The organism is Kribbella endophytica (assembly GCF_054781295.1).
The window spans coordinates 59,606-76,862 of sequence record NZ_BAAGUR010000005.1 but is presented as its reverse complement, the minus strand read 5'-3'; the positions used below and the strand labels follow the sequence as shown (position 1 = coordinate 76,862).

Here is a 17,257-nt window from a genome sequence, read left to right as displayed (position 1 = left end):
ACGTAGTGACCGGAGGGCAGCGGTGAGCCAGCCGAACTTCTCCCGACCTGGAGCGATCGACCTGTCGTCCTTCCGGCAGCCGCCCGCGCGTCCCGGCGGTCCGGGCCCGGGTGGCCCGGGTGCTGGTGGACCCGGCGGACCCGGTGGACCCGGCGGCCCTGGTGGCCCGGCCGGCCCGTACGTGCTGAACGTGTCCGAGCCGACCTTCCAGTCGGACGTGATCGAGCGGTCCGTCCAGCACCCCGTGGTGGTCGAGTTCTGGTCGCCGCGGTCCGAGGCGTCGGTGGCGCTGAGCCCGATCCTGGCCCGGCTGTCGACCGAGTACGACGGCAAGTTCGTGCTCGCCCGCGTCGATGTCGACGCGAACCCGCAGCTGGCCCAGGCGGTCGGCGTCCAGAGCATCCCGCTGGTGATCGCGGTCCTGCGCGGCCAGGTCGTGCCGCTGTTCCAGGGCGCGCTGGGTGAGCCCGAGGCGCGGCAGTACCTCGACCAGCTGTTCACGGTCGCGGTGGCGAACGGCATCACCGGCCGCGCTGAGCCGGTCGGTCCGGCTGCTGCCGGCGACGAGGCCGCGGAGCCGGAGATCGACCCGCGGTACGAGGCGGCCGAGGACGCTGTCGCCGCTGGTGATCTGGACGGCGCGATCGCGGCGTACGAGGCGCTGATCCGGGAGGCTCCGGCCGACGCCGAGGCGAAGGCCGGGCTCGCTCGGGTGCAGCTGGTGAAGCGGACGCGCGACGTACCGGCTGAGGTGCGGACGCGGGCTGCCGAGAACCCTGAGGACATCGAGGCGCAGATGCTGGTCGCCGATGTGGACCTGATGGGCGGGCATGTCGAGGACGCTTTCGCACGGTTGATCCGGACGATCCAGGCGACTGCCGGGGACGAGCGGAACACCGTGCGGCTGCACCTGCTGGAGCTGTTCGAGGTAGTCGGTGGGGATGACGAGCGCGTGATTCGTGCGCGGAAGCAGTTGATGACTGCGCTGTTCTGAGAGTTGATGGGCGGCGCCGGTGGGTGTCGCCCATTTCTCTGTCGGGTGGTGTGAACTATTGACAGTTGCCGTGCTGGCTTCTGAGAATCATTCACATGTCTGCTGCCGAATCGCCTCCGTCCAGCGTGGAGGCCAGGATTCGGGGACTGCTGCCGGCGCTGTCGCCCGCGCAGGCGTTGGTCGCTCGCGAGGTCCTGCGCGATCCGGCGGCGGTTGCGTCGTCCACGATCGGTGAGCTCGCCGCGCGCTGCGGTACGTCGCTGCCGAGTGTGACGCGGTTCTGCCTCGCGCTCGGGCTGGGCGGGTACGCCGAACTCCGATTGGCGCTGGCCGCTGAGGGCGGTCGCAGCAGCACGAGTTGGGAGCGGGGGACCGGCACCGAGGTCAGCCCGGCGGACAGCCTGGACGACGTACTGCGCACCCTGCTGCGCGCTGACACTCGCGCGCTCGAGGACACCGTTGCCCAGCTCGACGTCACGGCGCTCGGGCAGGCCGTGTCCGCTCTGGTCGAGGCTCGACGCATCGACCTGTACGCCGTGGGCGGGTCGGCGTCGGTCGCCGAGGACCTGCGGTTGCGGCTGCACCGGATCGGGCACGTCGCCTGCGGCTGGAGCGACGTGCACAACGCGCTGACCAGCGCGGCCCTGCTCGGTCCCGGGGATGTTGCCCTCGGCATCTCTCATACCGGCGAGACCAACGAGGTGCTGGAGCCGTTGCGCCGGGCCCGTGAGTTGGGCGCGACCACCGTTGCCGTCACCAACTACCCGCGGTCGCCGCTGGCTCTGGCCGCGGACCTCGTGCTGGTGACCGCCGCGCGCGACATCACCTTCCGGACCGGCGGGATGGCCGGCCGGCACGCGCAGATGATCGTGCTCGACGCGCTCTACCTGGGCGTCGCCCAGCGCGACTACCAGCACTCCACCCAAGCCTTCGACCGCACCTCCGAAGCGGTCGCCGACCACCGAACTCCCCACCGCTGAGCTCCACCGCCCTGGAGGAACCATGCAGAGCCCCCACCAGAACCTAGGCCCCAGCCGCCGCACCCTGCTCCTGGGCGCCGGCGCAGCCGCCGCCGCCGCAGCAACCGCCGCGCAGGCCGTGCCCGCCGCAGCCGCGCCTGCCTCTGCCGCGTCCGGCCCCGTCGAAGCATCTCAAGTAGTTGCCACCGACAACATCGCCATCCCGTCGCCGGACGACCTGCCCCTCACCGGCGGCCCCGACTTCCCCATCGGCCTCTTCTGGCCGCCCCACCCCTTCGAGAGCACCGCCAAACGCTTCACCGAGATCGCCGAAGCAGGCTTCGACTTCGTCCTCTCCGGCAACTACGCCGGCGACGGCAACATCTTCCAGTACCAGCTCGACCTCGCCCGCACCGCCGGCCTGCAGATGCTGATCTCCGACGACATCCAGATCCGCAACATGTCGCGCTGGTTCTCGATCTCCGACCAGCCGACCGACTTCCTCAGCATCACCCCTGCCGAGGCCCGCGAGTTCTACACCCGCGCCCGCGACGCGTACGGCCCGTACTCCTCGCTCGCCGGCTTCAACTTCTACGACGAGCCCGGCGCCGGCTGGTTCCCCACGCTGGCGAAGGCGCTCGCCGTCTCGCGTGAGCTCGCCCCGCAGCTCCTGCCGTACATCAACCTGCTCCCGTCCGACGACCCGGCGTACTACAACTCCTTCGTCGACGTCGTGAAGCCGTCGCTGGTCTCCTTCGACCGCTACCCGCTGCTCTCCGACGGCCGCGAGGACGGCAACTACTTCCACAACTGGGCGATCGTCCGCGACGCCGCCCTGCGCGGCAACGTGCCGGCGTGGGTCTTCATCCAGACCCTCGCCTACAACGGCCACCGCGAACCGACCGCGGCCGAGCTGCTCTGGCAGATCAACATCAGCCTCGCGTACGGCGCCAAGGGCATCCAGTACTTCACCTACTGGACGCCGGAAGCCGCCCGCGGCGAAGGCTTCGGTCCCGCGCTGATCACCGTCGACGGCAAGCGCACACCCCGGTACGCCGCCGCGAAGAACATCAACAACTCCTGGCTCCACCCGGTCGGCCGCGAGTTGAAGCCGCTGGTCTCGGAGTCCGTCGTCCACGCCAACGAGACCCCGCTCCCGAACGGGACCGTCGGGTTCACTCCCACGGACCTCGTCACCGCGGTCACCGGCTCCGCGACGGTGATCGGCACGTTCCGCTCCCGGGACGCCGCATCAACCGACCGCTGGCTCCTGGTCGCCAACCGATCCCACTCGGCGGCTGCCCGTACGACGCTCACGTTCAACCCCGCGAAGGTGACCGGCGTCGACGTCTTCCACCCGGTCTCGGCCAAGTTCAACGCGAACCGGGGGAGCGGTCTACCGGTCAACCTCCCCGCGGGCGGCGCGCAGTTGCTCCACCTGCACACCCGCTGACCCCAACACCGCCCCCAGAGCCCACCTTGTGCACCGGTCAGCCGCCACGAGCGCGGGATCTCGGCTGACCGGTGCACAAGGTCGCGATCCGCGGACCTGCACAGAACCTTCACGAGTCGTCCCCGGTTCCTGACCAGTCGGGCTCCTAGGCTCGCAGCATGCCAGTGAACGGAACGGGCGCGAGGATCCTCGTCGTCGAGGACGAGCCGGTCATCAACCAGGCGGTCGCTGACCGGCTGCGGGGATCCGGGTACGACGTCGTACAGGCCTGGGACGGTCCAGGTGCGGTGACGCAGTACGAGTCGGCGCAGCCCGATCTCGTGGTGCTGGACGTGATGCTGCCTGGGTTCGACGGCCACGAGGTGTGCCGCCGGATCCAGGCGGCGCGCCCGGTCCCGGTGCTGATGCTGACCGCCCGCGACGACGAGGCCGACATCCTGATCGGCCTCGGCGTCGGCGCCGACGACTACCTGACCAAGCCGTTCCGCATGCGCGAACTGGTCGCCCGCGTCGGCGCCCTCCTGCGCCGCGTCGAACGAGCCGCCGAACTGGCCAACCGCGTCGACACCCCCGACCTCGGCGACCTCCGCGTCGACGCGGCCGCCCGCCGCGCCTGGGTCGGCGGCACCGAGGTCCACCTGACGCCCACCGAGTTCGACCTGCTGCTCTGCCTGGCCGGCAGCCCAGGCGCCGTACTGACCCGCGAGAACCTGTACGCCGAAGTCTGGGGCTGGCCCGGCGCCTCCGGCACCCGCACGGTCGACAGCCACGTCAAAGCGCTGCGCGCCAAGATCGGCCCGCACCGGATCCGCACCGTCCACGGCACCGGCTACGCCCTCGAACCAGGCGGTACGCCGTGAGCATCGACCCCCAGAACCCGCCTGCCACCGAGGGAGCCCCACGGTCGGCACCCCTCGACCAGATGCGCTCGGTCAAGACCAAGCTCGGCCTGTTGGTCGCCGTCAGCACCACCCTGGCCTCCGTGCTGGCAGCGGTCGGAGCCGTGGGCAGCGTCCCGGTCTGGCTCAGCATCCCGGTCACCGTCGCCCTCGCGCTCGCGGTCACCCAACTGCTGGCCGTCGGCATGACCTCCCCGCTGCGGGAAATGACCGCCGCAGCCCGAGGGATGGCCCGCGGCGACTACTCCGCCCGCGTGACCGCCTCCTCCAGCGACGAGGTCGGCGAACTCGGTCGAGCCTTCAACCGCATGGCCGAGGACCTCGCCGCCGTCGACCGTCAACGCCGCGAACTCGTCGCCAACGTCAGCCACGAACTCCGTACCCCGCTCGCCGCGCTGTGCGCCGTACTGGAAAACCTCGTCGACGGCGTAGCCGAGCCCGACCCCGTCGCTCTCCGTACGGCGCTGGACCAGGCCGAACGCCTGTCCGCACTCGCCTCCGACTTGCTCGACCTGGCACGCGTCGACGCAGGCAAAGCCAAACTCACCACCACCCAGGTCGCCGTACAGGACCTGCTCGATCGAGCCGTTGCCGAGGCCCGGGTGACCGGTCGACAGGTCCGATACGACGTACGCGTGACGCCCGCGGGCCTGACCGTCCCCGCCGACCCCGCGCGCCTCCAGCAGCTCATCGCCAACCTGCTCGACAACGCGTCCCGCCACAGCCCGGCCGGTGGTGAGGTCCGTATCAGCGCCCGCCAGTCGCCCGACGGCTGGCGTCTCGAGGTCGCCGACGACGGCCCCGGGATTCCCGCCGCCGACCGGGACCGCGTGTTCGAACGCTTCGGCACCCTCGCCGAAACCGACGGCGGCGGCGGTACCGGCCTGGGCCTCGCGATCGCCCGCTGGGTCACCGACCTCCACGGCGGCACCATCCACTTCGTCGATCCCGAACCACGTCGTACCGGCGCCAGAGTCCGCGTCGACCTGCCGAACCATCCCCGCCCGTTCGCCCAAGCACGGAGAGAGGCACACAAACCAACCATGACGACACCTGGTGACAACCCAGAGCGGCCCGTTGCGGGCTCCGACGCCGCGCCCAAGGCTCCATCCAAGGCCACACCGCCCGCCGGGGCCGGCAGCAAGCCGCTGCCGAGTGGTGTGTCCGGTACGGCGACCATCGCCCCACCCGGCGCCGCATACGTGCCGGTGCACCGCCCGTCCGAGTCCGGGATGGACCTGATGTTCGGGAAGTTCTGGCCCGACGCGCCGGTGCCGGGGAGCTTGCGGGCCCTGCTCTGGTGCCTGGGCGTTGGCCTGCTGGCGGCGATCGTCCTGCCGTTCCGCGATCTGGGGCTGGGGACGTTCGTCGTACTGGTGGCCGCCGGGGGAGTGATCCTCGGCTTCAGCGTCAATCGCCGTTCGCGGTTCACCCAGATCTGCGCGGCGCTCTGCTTGTTGCTGGCGGCAACAGTCGTCGTACGGGACGCTGAATGGATCTCCGTCCTCTGCCTGTTCGCGGGCGGCGCGCTCTGCATGGCGGCGCTGGTGAACGGTCGCAGTGTCCCGTCCTTCGTGCTCGCAGGCATCGCCTGGCCGCTCGCCGGCCTCCGCGGCCTGCCCTGGCTCGGCCGCTCGGCCCGCCGCGTCGGCGGCCTGCGCGCCAACGCCGCCATGGTGCGGACCGTCGTACTGTCCGCCCTCGGCGTCCTCGTCTTCGGCCTCCTGTTCTCCTCGGCCGACGCGGTGTTCGGCGAGTGGATGGGCGCGATCGTCCCCGACCTCGAGCTCGACTCCTTCGTCCTGCGCGCCTTCATCACCGTCGCCGTCGGCGGTGTCGTCCTCGCGGCGACGTACCTCGGCATCAACCCGCCGAACGTCGAGGTCGACTCCGGCACCGCGCGCCCGGTCGCTCGCCGGTACGAATGGCTCGCGCCGGTCCTGCTCGTCGACGGCGTCTTCCTCGTCTTTCTCGCCGCCCAGGCCACGGTCATCTTCGGCGGCCACGACTACCTCGAACGCATCACCGGCCTCACGTACGCCGAGTACGTTCATCAGGGCTTCGGGCAACTAACCGTCGCGACCGCCCTCACCCTGCTCGTCGTCTGGGCCGCCGCCCGCAAAGCACCCCGTACGACGTCCGACGACGTCCTCTGGCTGCGCGTCTCGCTCGGTCTGCTCTGCGCCCTCACGCTCGTGGTCGTTGCCTCGGCGCTCTATCGGATGCACGTGTACCAGCAGGCGTACGGCTTCACCGAACTGCGTTTGCTCGTCGACGTCTTCGAGGGCTGGCTCGGCCTGCTCGTCATCGGCGTGATGGTGGCCGGCCTCACCCTGAAGGCCGGATGGTTGCCCCGGGCAGCGTTGCTGAGCGGCGCCGGCCTCCTGCTGATGCTCGCGGCCATCAACCCCGACGCCTGGATCGCCGAGCACAACGTCGACCGCTACACCGCCACCGGCAAGGTCGACTGGTGGTACCTGCAAAGCCTGTCCGACGACGCCGTACCGGTCCTCGCCAAGCTCCCCGACAACGTAGAGCAGTGCGCCCTGTCCGGCCACGAACGCAGCACCGACGACTGGCTCGAATGGAACCTGGGCCGCCACCGAGCCCACAACCTGATCAGCCCGACATCCACCGGCCGAATCTCCCCCGACCCCACCTGCCCGACGGGCTGAGCTGGTTTAGGAGGAGGTCGCGCCCCCGCCACGGGTGTCGGCGGGGCGCGGCGATCGACGGACGAGGAAGACCGGCGTGCATCGGCTGAGCCGCGAGGCGCGCCGGGTCCGGCCGCAGCCACAGACCTGCGCCGGGCCCGCCCGCAGCCACACGCCTGCGCCGGGTCCGGTTCGCCGTACATGCCGCGTCCAGGGCCGGGCCTGGCGACGGCCGCAAGTACCGGGCCGGGCGGCGACCGCTGTGCCGCGAGGCGCGCCGGGTCCGGCCGCAAGCACACGCCTGCGCCGGGCCCGGCCGCAGCCACAACCTGCGCCGGTCCTGGTCCGCCGTACATGCCGCGGCCAGGGCCGGGCCTGGCGACGGCCGTAAGTACCGGCCCCGGCCACCAGCGTCGGCGGGGGCGCGCGATCGACGGGCGAGGACGACCGGCGTGCGCGTCGGCTGAGCCGCGAGGCGCGCCGGGTCCGGTCGCAGCCACAGCCCTGTGCCGGGTCCGGTCCGCCGTACGTGCCGCGTCCAGGGGCGGGCCTGGCGACGGCCGCAAGTACCGGCCCCGGTGGCGACCGCTGTACCTACTGGGTCCGGCGACCTAGGTGGTGCTTTCGGGGCCTGTGTAGACGCCCAGGGTCCGGAAGCGCAGCGGGGGTGCGGCGTACTCCTCCAGAGCGTGCGCCGTCCAGCCGATCATGCGGGCGATGGCGAACAGGGCCTCGCCGGCTTCGCCTGGTAGGCCGTGGGCGTGCAGGATCGCCGCCAGGGCGAGGTCCGAGTTGGGGAAGCTTGGGACTCGAGCCGTCAGTTCCTCGACCACTCCGACCACCGGATGGTCGCCGAGCATGCCGAGCAGGATCTCGGCCCGCGGGTCGCGCTGCTGGTAGATCGTGTGCCCGAAGCCGGGGACCGGTTCGCCTGAGCGGAGCTGGTCGGACAAGGCTTTGGTCGGATCGGCGAGTGCTCGCCCGAGGAAGTCGTAGGCGAGGGTCGGAGCGGCGCCGTGCAGATGTCCGTCGAGTGCGCCGAGGCCGGCCGAGATCACGGCGTACAGGTTGGCCCGACTGCTGGCGGCGACGCGCGCCGCGATCGTCGAGACAGCAAGCCCGTGGTCGGCGAGCAGAATGACGGCGGCATTCAGCAACTCCGGCCGAGGCGCGGCATTCAGCAACTCCGGCGGGGGCGGGGCATTCATCGACTCCGGTCGAGGCGCGGCATCGGGCGCCAGCTTCGGCCAGAGGCGCGCGCCGAAGGTCTGCGAGGTGTCGACCTCTGGCCCTGGGAGGGCAGCGACGAGCACTCCGAGCAGGCGGCGAGCCGTGAGCACGACAGCCTTGGGGGAGAGGTCGTACCGCAGCGGATCCCCGGCGCCGAGTACGGCAACCGCAATCCGCAGCTTGTCCGTCAACCGAGCGGTTGCCGGTGCGACGGCGATCGCCTGCCGCGCCAAGGCAACTTGCTCAGGCGGGGCCGGAAACGCCGCCGAACCGACGGCTTCTGCCGTCGCACCCCCGGCGGAGGAGGTAGCCCGGTTGCGGCGCTTGGGGGAACGCGGCGGGATCGGCGCCGGCAGGGTGCCGGTCCACAGGAGGGTGGCTACTGACTCGACGGTGTGGGTGGCGGCCAGGTCTCGGACTCGGTGGCCTCGGTAGAAGAGCTCGTCCTGGGTGATGAGGGTCAGCTGGGTCTCGATGCGTTCGATGGCGCCGGGGTGGTCGACGGTGCGGCCGGCCAGGCGGTCTACGTCGGCGGCGAGGAACAGGCTGCCGCGGCGCCCTCGGGCTCGGGTGCTGGTGAGGAGGCCTCGGCTGACGTACGCGTAGACGGTCTCGGGTTTCACCTTCAGACGGGCGGCCACCTGGGCGGTGGTGAGGTAATGCTCGTCACTCGGATCCGGCACAGTCACGCTCCCGGGAACGTTGATGTTGACTTGATCAACATTGACAATAGTGGATTCTGAGATCAACTTGAATCCATGTCAATCAATGTGGATCAACTCTTCGAGGTCCCGCCCGGCCTGCGGAACGTGGTCGTGACGGAGACCGAGCTGGGCGACGTACGCGGTGACGAGGGCTTCTACCACTACCGCCAGTACTCGGCGATCGAGCTGGCGCGGACGAAGACGGTGGAGGACGTCTGGTTCCTGATGCTCGAAGGCAGGTTGCCGAGTGCGGGGGAGCGCGAGGCATTCCTGGCCGAGGTAGCGCCGCTGCGAGTGCTGCCGGAAGAGGTCAGGGAGATCCTGCCCGCGGTGGCGGCGGCCGGCGTACGGGAGAAGCCGTTGGCCGGACTCCGCACGGCGTTGTCGGTGCTGGCAGCGGCGCGCGATCTGCCGCCGTTGTGGGACGCCGATCCCGCGCGCCGCAAGGCCGACGCGATGCTGGTGTGTGCGGTGACGCCGACGATTCTTGCGGCGCTGCACCGGTTGCGGCAGGGCGAGCAGCCGCTCGAACCACGCGACGACCTCAGCGCGGCGGCGAACTGGCTCTATCTCGTCAACGGCGCGGAGCCGACCGCGCAGCAGGTCGCGGCGATCGAGAGCTACCTGATCGCGACGATCGACCACGGGTTCAACGCGTCGACGTTCACCGCGCGCGTCATCGCGTCGACCGGCGCGGACGTCGTGTCGGCCGTCGCCGGCGCGCTCGGCGCGTTCTCGGGCCCACTCCACGGTGGTGCCCCGGATCGAGCGCTGGCGAGCTTGGACGAGATCGGTACGCCGGACCGCGCGGACGCGTGGGTGCGCGCGAAGGTCGCGAGCGGCGACCGGATCATGGGGTTCGGCCACGCGGTCTACCGCACCGACGACCCGCGCTCGCTGATGCTCCGGGAGATCGCGCAGGGGCTCGGCGGTGAGCTGGTCGACTTCGCCGTGACCGTCGAGCGCACGGTGGTCGACGTACTGGCCGAGCTGAAGCCGGGGCGGAACCTGTACGCCAACGTCGAGTTCTACGCCGGCGTGGTGATGGAACTGTGCGGGCTGCCGCGGTCGATGTTCACGCCGACCTTCGCGACGAGCCGAGTGATCGGCTGGACCGCCAACATCTTGGAGCAGGCCGAGGAGGGCAAGGTCATCAGACCAGCAGCCCGGTACGTCGGGCCGCCGCCGCCCGCGCCGGTCAGCTGACGGGCAGCTCGAGCACGGCAACAGCCAGCAGCTGAAGCGCTTCGGTTGCCTCGGCGGGATCTCGGGTGGTCCAGTACGCGGCTTCGAGGCGCCGGATCTCGGGGTCCATGCCGAACCGCTCGTACCACTGGGGCAGGTACTTGGGGAACGGCGGATAGTTGCCCTCGGCCAAGAACCATGCGGTGTAGATCAGCTTGTGCAGTTGTACGGCGAGGTCCGCGTGCAGCCAAAGATGGCCGCCTTCGGCTGCGCGGCGGAGCTCCTTGACGAAGGCAGGGGTCGCGGCCTCGAGCTGCTGCCGGACCTTTGTGACGAGTGCGGGCGCTGGGGTCTGAGCGCGCAGACGTTGCTCGGCTCCAAGCCCGCTGGGGTCGAGCAGCAGCTCGGACGTCGCAAGGCCCGCAGCGACGTAGATCGGCAACGGCCAGGCCGTGCCAGCCCAGCCGTCGCCGCGGTCGAGCGAAGCCATCCAGCCCTCGAACGTACGCAGCGGAATGTGCATGAGATCCACGTCGTACCCGTCGACGCGAGCCTTCTCCAGCCCCAGCTCTCCGTGCCGGACTAGGTCGGAGGGCACGGGCAGGGTCGCCGCAGCAGGCACGTCCGCGGACCAGACGAGGATGAAGTCGAGATCGGAGTCCTCGGTGAGTCCGGTCATGACCGACCCCTGGCCGTACATCCAGCTCAGTCCGTCATGGCGGCGGTAGTGCTCAACCAGCCGCCCCACAGGTGATCGAGCCATACCCCGCACGCTACTAGCTGAAGTGCAGGTCCGGATTGGTCACCTTGCCGAAGCGCAGGGCCACCAGATCCCGCGGGTAGTTCTGGCGAAGACGCCAAGGCCCGGTCGTGCCCTGGCGGGGGAGCAGAGCAGCAGCCCGCTGGATGTAGCCGGAGGTCAGATCGACGACCGGCCGAGCCGGCTTCGTGTACTCCTCGGCGGCGATCTCGGGCAGGCAGACCCGCGTGCCGGTGCGCGCCATGTGGTTGAGAAGCCGGCACAAGTACTGCGAAGTCAGGTCGGAGCGCAACGTCCAGGAGTTGTTCGTGTAGCCGATGCACCAGGCGAGGTTCGGTACGCCGCTGAGCATCATCCCCCGGTACACGAACGTCTCACCCACCGACACCGACCGGCCGTCGACCGTCAGCGCGATCTTGCCGAGGGCAACCATCTTCAGGCCGGTCGCGGTGACGACGACGTCGGCGGGGAGGTGCTCACCGGACCGGAGCAGGACGCCGTCCGCGGTGAAAGTGTCGATCTCGTCGGTGACGATCGACGCATTGCCCTTCCGGAAGGCCCGGAACAGATCGGAGTCAGGGACCAGGCACAACCGCTGATCCCAGGGCTTGTAGCGGGGGACGAAATGCGGATCGGCAGGAATCGACTCAGGCAGCTGCTGCGCCGCCGCCTTGTTCAGGAAGGCTGCGGCATGAGCGGGGAAGCGCCGAAAGGCGCCGTACGCAAGCGAACTGAAGGCGACGTTCTTCCCCCGGATGACCCGATGGGCAAGCCGTTCAGGCAGGACCGCGCGGAGCCGATCAGAGACGGCGTCGACGGCCGGCCGCGAGGCGATGTACGACGGCGAGCGCTGCAGCATCGTCACGTGCTCGGCCTGGTCAGCCATCGCGGGAACCAAGGTCACCGCGGTCGCGCCGCTGCCGACCACGACGACCCGCTTGCCGGTGTAGTCGAGATCGTCCGGCCAGTGCTGCGGGTGCACCACCCGCCCCTCGTACGACGACAGCCCCGGGAAGTCGACGACGTACCCGCTGTCGTAGTCGTAGTACCCGCTGCACACGTACAAGAAGTTGCACGTGTACGACTCCTCCGGCGTCTCCACGGTCCACCGCGCGTCGGCGGTCGACCAGGACGCCGACACGACCTTCCGGCCGAAGCGGATCTTCGAGGTGATCCCGTACGTCGACGCCGTCTCGTGCAGGTACTCCAGGATCGACGGCCCGTCCGCGATCGCCTTGGCCGCCGTCCACGGGTGGAACGGGAAGCCGAGCGTGAACATGTCCGAGTCCGACCGGATCCCCGGGTAGCGGAACAGGTCCCAGGTCCCGCCGAGGTCCTCGCGTGCCTCCAGTACGGCGTACGAGCGCTCGGGGCTCTGGGTCTGCAGGCGGTACGCCGCACCGATGCCGGACAGGCCGGCGCCGACGATCAGGACGTCCAGGTGCTCCACGCGTGCCTCCCTGCCGCGGCCGGGGCCGCTTGTTGAGTGCTTCGTCAACAATAGTCCACCCGTGGTTGGCGCGGTGTACGCCAGGTCACGTGACCCACACGCAAAGTTGCCGAACGGGTTTGTCGATTCCGCTCCCGCGCGATCGTCAGCAAGATGTCAGTAGAACCCCACAACGAGGGAGCCCGTGATGGCGCAGTACATGTTCATGCTCTTCGACACCGAGGAGTGGTACGACCAGGTGACGGCCGAGGACTGGCAGTCGCAGATGAAGCTGCACACCGAGTTCATGGCGGCCGTGGAGGCGGCGGGGGCGCGGGTCGTCGGCGGAGAGGCGCTGCAGCCTTCGTCCACCGCGAGCACGATCAAGAAGGGCGACGGCGAGCCGCTGGTCACCGACGGCCCGTTCATCGAGACCAAGGAAGCCCTCGGCGGGTTCTACCTGGTCGAGGCCAAGGACCTGGACCAGGCGCTCGCGCTGGCCAAGCTCGTCCCGTCGGGCAACATCGAGGTCCGTCCGGTGATGGACACCTCGGAAGGCTCCGGGCCGCCGGCGTAGGTGCTGGGTGGTGGGGTCTCCACCGGGTGACCCCACCACCCAGCCTGGTTCGGCGAAGGATCGAGCGGTACGACGGGAGCATGCGCCCGGCGTACAGGAGGTGAATGGTGGGAACGAGTGCTCGGGTCGTGGCCGAGCGGGTCGAGGCGGCGCACCGGGAGTGCTGGTCGGTGGTGCTGGCCTCGACCGTGCGTGTCACGCGCGACCTCGATCTCGCCGAGGACTGCGCCCAGGAGGCGTTCGTACGAGCCCTCCGCACCTGGCCCGAGCAGATCCCGGACAACCCGGCCGGCTGGCTGACCACCGTCGCCAAGCGGCTGGCGCTCGACAAACTCCGGCGCGAGACGACGTTGCGGCGCAAACTGCTGCTGCTCGTCGAGGAACCGGACGAGATCGAGCAGCCGACCGACCCGCTCCGGCTGGTGTTCACCTGCTGCCACCCGGCGCTGGCGCGCGACTCCCAGGTCGCGCTGACGTTGCGCCTGATCTGCGGCCTGACGACGCGGGAGGTCGCGGCGGGGCTGCTGATCAGCGAGGCGACCGCGGCGGCCCGGATCACCCGGGCGAAGAAGAAGATCGCGGCCGCGGGCATTCCGTACCGAATTCCTGCCGACGACGAGCTCGCGAGCAGGCTGGACGCCGTACTGACGGTGGTGCAACTGGTCTACACCGCCGGGCATGTGGCCGCCGGGCCGGAGCTGACGCGGGCGGACCTGACCGGGCGGGCGATCGAGCTGGCACAGTTGCTGGTGCGATTGATGCCCGATGAGCCTGAGCCGCAGTCGTTGCTGGCCTTGCTGCTGATGACGCAGGCCCGGGGTGATGCGCGGGTGAGCGAGGACGGCGAACTGGTGCTGCTCGCCGACCAGGACCGTTCGCGGTGGGACATCAAGATGCTCGCGGAGGGCGTCAGTCGCGCGACCGCGGCGCTGCGGCAACGGGAGAAGCCGGGGCGATTCGCCTTGCAGGCGGCGGTTGCCGGGCTGCATGTCACCGCGCCCAGCTGGGAGCGGACCGACTGGGCGCAGGTCGTCCGGATGTACGACGCGATGCTGGTCGGCTGGCCGTCGCCGATCGTCGCACTCAACCGGGCGGCCGCGCAGAGCCTGGTCCCGGGCGCGGACCTGACCGAGGTGCTCGGCGAATTGGATGCCTTGGGCAAGGAGTCGGCGCTGAAGGCGTACCCGTACCTGCCGGCCACGCGCGCCGACGTACTGGCGCGACTGGGAAGAACCGACGAAGCGGTCACGGCGTACGACGCGGCGATCGAGCTGACCGCCAACGGCGCCGAGCAACGATTTCTGAGTCGTCGGCGGGCATCGTTGCCGACCGTGCACGGCGGTGCTTGACTGGGGTATGAGTTCTTCCGGTCAGGTCCAGGGGCAGTGATCGCCGAGCTGAGGCGCGCCTTCACCGGCCGGTCGATCCTGGCCGGGCTGATCGGCGTCGTCCTGGTCCTGGCGGTGATGTACCTGCTGGTCGCGACCAGCGACGGCCGCCGCGACAGTCTGTTCCTCGACCTGCTGCCGCCGGTGGCGATCTTCCTCGCGCTCTGCACGTTCGTGCTCGGCATCGCCGTGGCCGGCGCGTCCGGTGCCACACCGCTCAGGACCTACTTCGCCAAGCTGGCCACGGCCGGGCTGGTCGCGATCGCCCTGACGGTCCCCGTGATGGTCGGCACGTTCGCGATCAACGACCTGGTGCCCCGGAAGGAGGACGGTCTGCCGCAGACGGACGTCTACCTGTGGGGCGACGTGCAGGCGCTCGCGTTCTGGGCGGTGATCATCGCCGTACTGACCGCCTGGCTCGGCGTCGCGACGACGTTATTGCTCGACAAGGCGCTGATCGCGCTGCTGCTGGGCGCGGCCGTGGTGCTGGTCGGCAGCCCGCTGCTCGGGTACGACAAGGAGGCGATCGGGGTCGGCGCGTTCCTGCTGATCATCGCCGTGCTGCTCGTGGTCCCCGCGGCAGCAGTGGTCGCTCGCCGCCGCGCCGTGCTCGAGCGTTAGCTGTACGACGACCCGTCGCGCAGGTTGTGCAGCTTGTCGGGCTCCGCCAGCAGCACCGGCAACCGCCGGGCGTTGAGTGGCGAGACCAGGCCGGCCAGGTCCTCCGGCGCGTACCAATCCAGCCCGAGGATCTCGAACCCGTCCGGCTGCAACGTCGAGATCAGCGACGCGTCATGCACGCCACCGTCGTACAGAATCTCGATCGCGTCGCCCCAGCCCTCCCACCGAGGCAGCCAGTCGATCGCCAGCACGCCGTTCACCGGCAGCGCGGTCCCGAGCTCTTCCTCCATCTCGCGCCGCGCGCCGGTCAGCGGGTCCTCGTCCGGCTCGACGACACCGCCGGGCAGCTCGAGATCCTTCTTGTAGCTCACCTTGCACAGCAGCACGCGCCCAGCCGGATCCCGTACGACGACGTGCGCGATCACCCGCTTCTTCGGCAGCACCGAGTCCATCAGCGCGGTCCAGCCCGAGAGCGTGTCCGCTCGCGGATCGTCGCGCCGCAGCCCGTACACCGCGACGTCCCGCCGCTCACCCTGCAGTACGGCGCCCCCGCGCAGCAGCCCCTCGCGCCGGAACCCGGACCGAATCGCGACCCGTGCCGCGGCGCGGTTCTCGGGGTCGACGTGGACCTGCAGCCGGTCCAGCCCGAGCTCGCCGAACGCGTACACCACCAGCACCCGCACCGCGCGCCGAGCGATCTGCCGCCCGCGATACGGCTTGTACGTCGTCCAGGTGACCGCGCCGACCCCCGGTGAGATCCGCCGGACCTCGACCGTGCCGACCGGGCCGGATTCACCGGCCAGCTCCACCACGAAGTTCACCACCGACCGGTCATCGGCGTACGCGCGGCGCGACCGCTCGACCGCGTCGGCCAGATCGGACCGCGGCGGCGTACCGGCCAGACCGAACCAGCGAACCATCTGGTCGTCGGCCAGTCCGTGCGCGATGTCGATGTCCTCGTCGCGCCACGGGCGCAGCGTGAGATCCCCGTCGGTCAGCGTCGGTTGCGGCGGCACACCAGTCACCTCCGGAACGGTACCCGACGCAACTTCATCGGCCTCCGATGCATCGAGGGGGAGGTGAACAGAACCCTCCCCACCCTGGCCGCCGCCGGCGTACTGCTGGCGGCCCCCTGGGTGCTCCCCACGACAGCGTCCGCCGCGGCGCCGATCAGCGACGTGAAGATCAGCTGGTCCGACGCCACCCACACCAAGATCAAGGTCACCTGGTCGGAGGCGGCCCCGGTCGCCAACACCGTCGCCGTCGACGGCGGCGACGGGACCCCGACCACCGCCGACGGACCGAACCAGATCCTGCTGAACGCCTACGACGTCCCCCAGACGTACGCCGGTCAGAGCCACCGGATCGTGGTCGACGGACCGAACGGCGCTCAGGCCAAGTCGGTCGAGTTCGACAGCTACGTCTACGCACCGAAGTCGATCACGACGAGCTTCCCGTCGTACGACCAGCTGCGCTGGACCGTGCCCGTGGACACCGCCGTCGACAGCACGCCGAACGACCCGCTGGACCTCACCGAGCCGACGCTGTACGAGCTCACCTGGGGCAACGGATCCGGCGACTCGGACCCCGGTGGGCCGATCCCGAACTCCTGTGGCGGGACCACGACGTCGACCACGAGCCCGACCGGCACGATCGCGAAGCCGGCCGGAGCGCACGAGCTGATCATCGGCGGGGTGAACGAGTGGGGCTCCGCCTGGGACAAGGCGTCGCTGATCGACACCGTCGACGGCGTGTCGGTGGTCGAGCCGGGCCGGACGGCGTACAGCGCGACGACCACGCTGACCGGCCACGTCGACCGGCGGTCCCTGGACATCGAGGAGTACCGGGGACACTGCGAGGAGGTCGTGTTCCCGGACTCGGACACGACGGTCGTCGTGCACCAGCGGACCGGCGACAACGAGCCCTGGACGGTCGTCGGCACCACCAAGACCGATGTCCGGGGCAACTACACCGCGAGCTTCAAGAACCCGGGCCACCGCCAGTACCGGGTCGTCGTCGCCAACAGCCTGCAGCCCGTCGACTACCGCGGCGCGGTCACCTTCGGCGCCAACAGCCGGACCGTTGCCGTCCGCTCGCAGACCCGGATCGTCTCGGCCAAGTTCATCAACCCGGTGATTGCCCTCGGCGCCCAGCCGCAGGCCTACCTCTGGGCCGACCCGGCCGGCTCGCAGAAGGCGGCGCTGCAGTTCAAGAACGCTTCGGGTGCCTGGCAAGGGCTCGGCTACAAGACCCTGTACGCCGGGCGTGGGCTGCTCACGTTCCCGTGGAACAAGCGCGGCACGACCCAGTTCCGCTGGTGGGTTCCCGGCTCGCCGACCGTGGACGAGATCTACGGCGCGCCCTTCACGCTGACCGTTCGCTGAAACCTTTCCGTCGTTTCGTG

The 17,257-nt window shown here is 70.2% G+C and carries 14 protein-coding genes; 10 read left to right on the top strand and 4 right to left on the bottom strand.

Features of this window, described 5'->3' with window-relative positions; genetic code table 11:
- Nucleotides 1-22: 22 nt before the first annotated feature.
- The 5 genes from ACYVIO_RS36385 to ACYVIO_RS36365 all read left to right on the top strand — a co-directional run bounded on the left by ACYVIO_RS36385 (nucleotide 23) and on the right by ACYVIO_RS36365 (nucleotide 6,980).
- Nucleotides 23-994, top strand: a complete 972-nt coding sequence (locus ACYVIO_RS36385; RefSeq protein WP_460655530.1) for a tetratricopeptide repeat protein — start codon at nucleotides 23-25, stop codon at nucleotides 992-994.
- A gap of 95 nt (nucleotides 995-1,089) precedes the next feature.
- Nucleotides 1,090-1,974: a MurR/RpiR family transcriptional regulator gene (locus tag ACYVIO_RS36380; RefSeq protein WP_460655529.1), complete on the top strand. Its 885-nt coding sequence runs from the start codon at nucleotides 1,090-1,092 to the stop codon at nucleotides 1,972-1,974.
- A 22-nt stretch (nucleotides 1,975-1,996) separates the two neighbouring features.
- A complete protein-coding gene (locus ACYVIO_RS36375; RefSeq protein WP_460655528.1) occupies nucleotides 1,997-3,406 on the top strand; it encodes a hypothetical protein in 1,410 nt (469 codons plus the stop codon).
- Between the two features lie 158 nt (nucleotides 3,407-3,564).
- Entirely contained in the window at nucleotides 3,565-4,266 is a 702-nt protein-coding gene (locus ACYVIO_RS36370) for a response regulator transcription factor (protein WP_460655527.1), read from the top strand.
- A complete protein-coding gene (locus tag ACYVIO_RS36365; protein WP_460655526.1) occupies nucleotides 4,263-6,980 on the top strand; it encodes a DUF4153 domain-containing protein in 2,718 nt (905 codons plus the stop codon). The genes ACYVIO_RS36370 and ACYVIO_RS36365 overlap by 4 nt, the downstream gene beginning before the upstream one ends.
- Before the next feature lie 590 nt (nucleotides 6,981-7,570).
- Here ACYVIO_RS36365 and ACYVIO_RS36360 read toward each other — a convergent pair.
- The gene (locus tag ACYVIO_RS36360; RefSeq protein WP_460655525.1) at nucleotides 7,571-8,872 is read right to left on the bottom strand and encodes a citrate/2-methylcitrate synthase; all 1,302 of its coding nucleotides are present in this window, start codon (nucleotides 8,870-8,872) and stop codon (nucleotides 7,571-7,573) included.
- Nucleotides 8,873-8,947: 75 nt separating this feature from the next.
- On the opposite strand from ACYVIO_RS36360, the gene ACYVIO_RS36355 reads away from it, so the two are divergent.
- Entirely contained in the window at nucleotides 8,948-10,099 is a 1,152-nt protein-coding gene (locus ACYVIO_RS36355) for a citrate/2-methylcitrate synthase (RefSeq protein WP_460655524.1), read from the top strand.
- On the opposite strand, the gene ACYVIO_RS36350 is transcribed toward ACYVIO_RS36355, so the two are convergent.
- Together ACYVIO_RS36350 and ACYVIO_RS36345 are read right to left on the bottom strand one after the other, a co-directional pair.
- Nucleotides 10,092-10,841: a hypothetical protein gene (locus tag ACYVIO_RS36350; RefSeq protein ID WP_460655523.1), complete on the bottom strand. Its 750-nt coding sequence runs from the start codon at nucleotides 10,839-10,841 to the stop codon at nucleotides 10,092-10,094. The genes ACYVIO_RS36355 and ACYVIO_RS36350 overlap by 8 nt on opposite strands.
- A gap of 13 nt (nucleotides 10,842-10,854) precedes the next feature.
- A complete protein-coding gene (locus ACYVIO_RS36345; protein WP_460655522.1) occupies nucleotides 10,855-12,288 on the bottom strand; it encodes a flavin-containing monooxygenase in 1,434 nt (477 codons plus the stop codon).
- Nucleotides 12,289-12,475: 187 nt separating this feature from the next.
- Between ACYVIO_RS36345 and ACYVIO_RS36340 the strand changes: the two genes are divergently transcribed.
- From ACYVIO_RS36340 to ACYVIO_RS36330, 3 genes are all read left to right on the top strand, one after another.
- Nucleotides 12,476-12,844, top strand: a complete 369-nt coding sequence (locus ACYVIO_RS36340) for a YciI family protein (RefSeq protein ID WP_460655521.1) — start codon at nucleotides 12,476-12,478, stop codon at nucleotides 12,842-12,844.
- A gap of 104 nt (nucleotides 12,845-12,948) precedes the next feature.
- Nucleotides 12,949-14,193, top strand: coding sequence for an RNA polymerase sigma factor (locus ACYVIO_RS36335; RefSeq protein WP_460655520.1), 1,245 nt, complete (start codon nucleotides 12,949-12,951; stop codon nucleotides 14,191-14,193).
- 36 nt (nucleotides 14,194-14,229) lie between these two features.
- On the top strand, nucleotides 14,230-14,853 hold the full coding sequence (locus tag ACYVIO_RS36330) for a hypothetical protein (protein ID WP_460655519.1): 624 nt from the start codon (nucleotides 14,230-14,232) through the stop codon (nucleotides 14,851-14,853).
- On the opposite strand, the gene ACYVIO_RS36325 is transcribed toward ACYVIO_RS36330, so the two are convergent.
- Entirely contained in the window at nucleotides 14,850-15,878 is a 1,029-nt protein-coding gene (locus ACYVIO_RS36325; RefSeq protein WP_460655518.1) for an NUDIX hydrolase, read from the bottom strand. The two genes, ACYVIO_RS36330 and ACYVIO_RS36325, sit on opposite strands and share 4 nt — an antisense overlap.
- A gap of 54 nt (nucleotides 15,879-15,932) precedes the next feature.
- Between ACYVIO_RS36325 and ACYVIO_RS36320 the strand changes: the two genes are divergently transcribed.
- On the top strand, nucleotides 15,933-17,237 hold the full coding sequence (locus ACYVIO_RS36320) for a hypothetical protein (RefSeq protein WP_460655517.1): 1,305 nt from the start codon (nucleotides 15,933-15,935) through the stop codon (nucleotides 17,235-17,237).
- The last annotated feature ends 20 nt before the right edge of the window (nucleotides 17,238-17,257 follow it).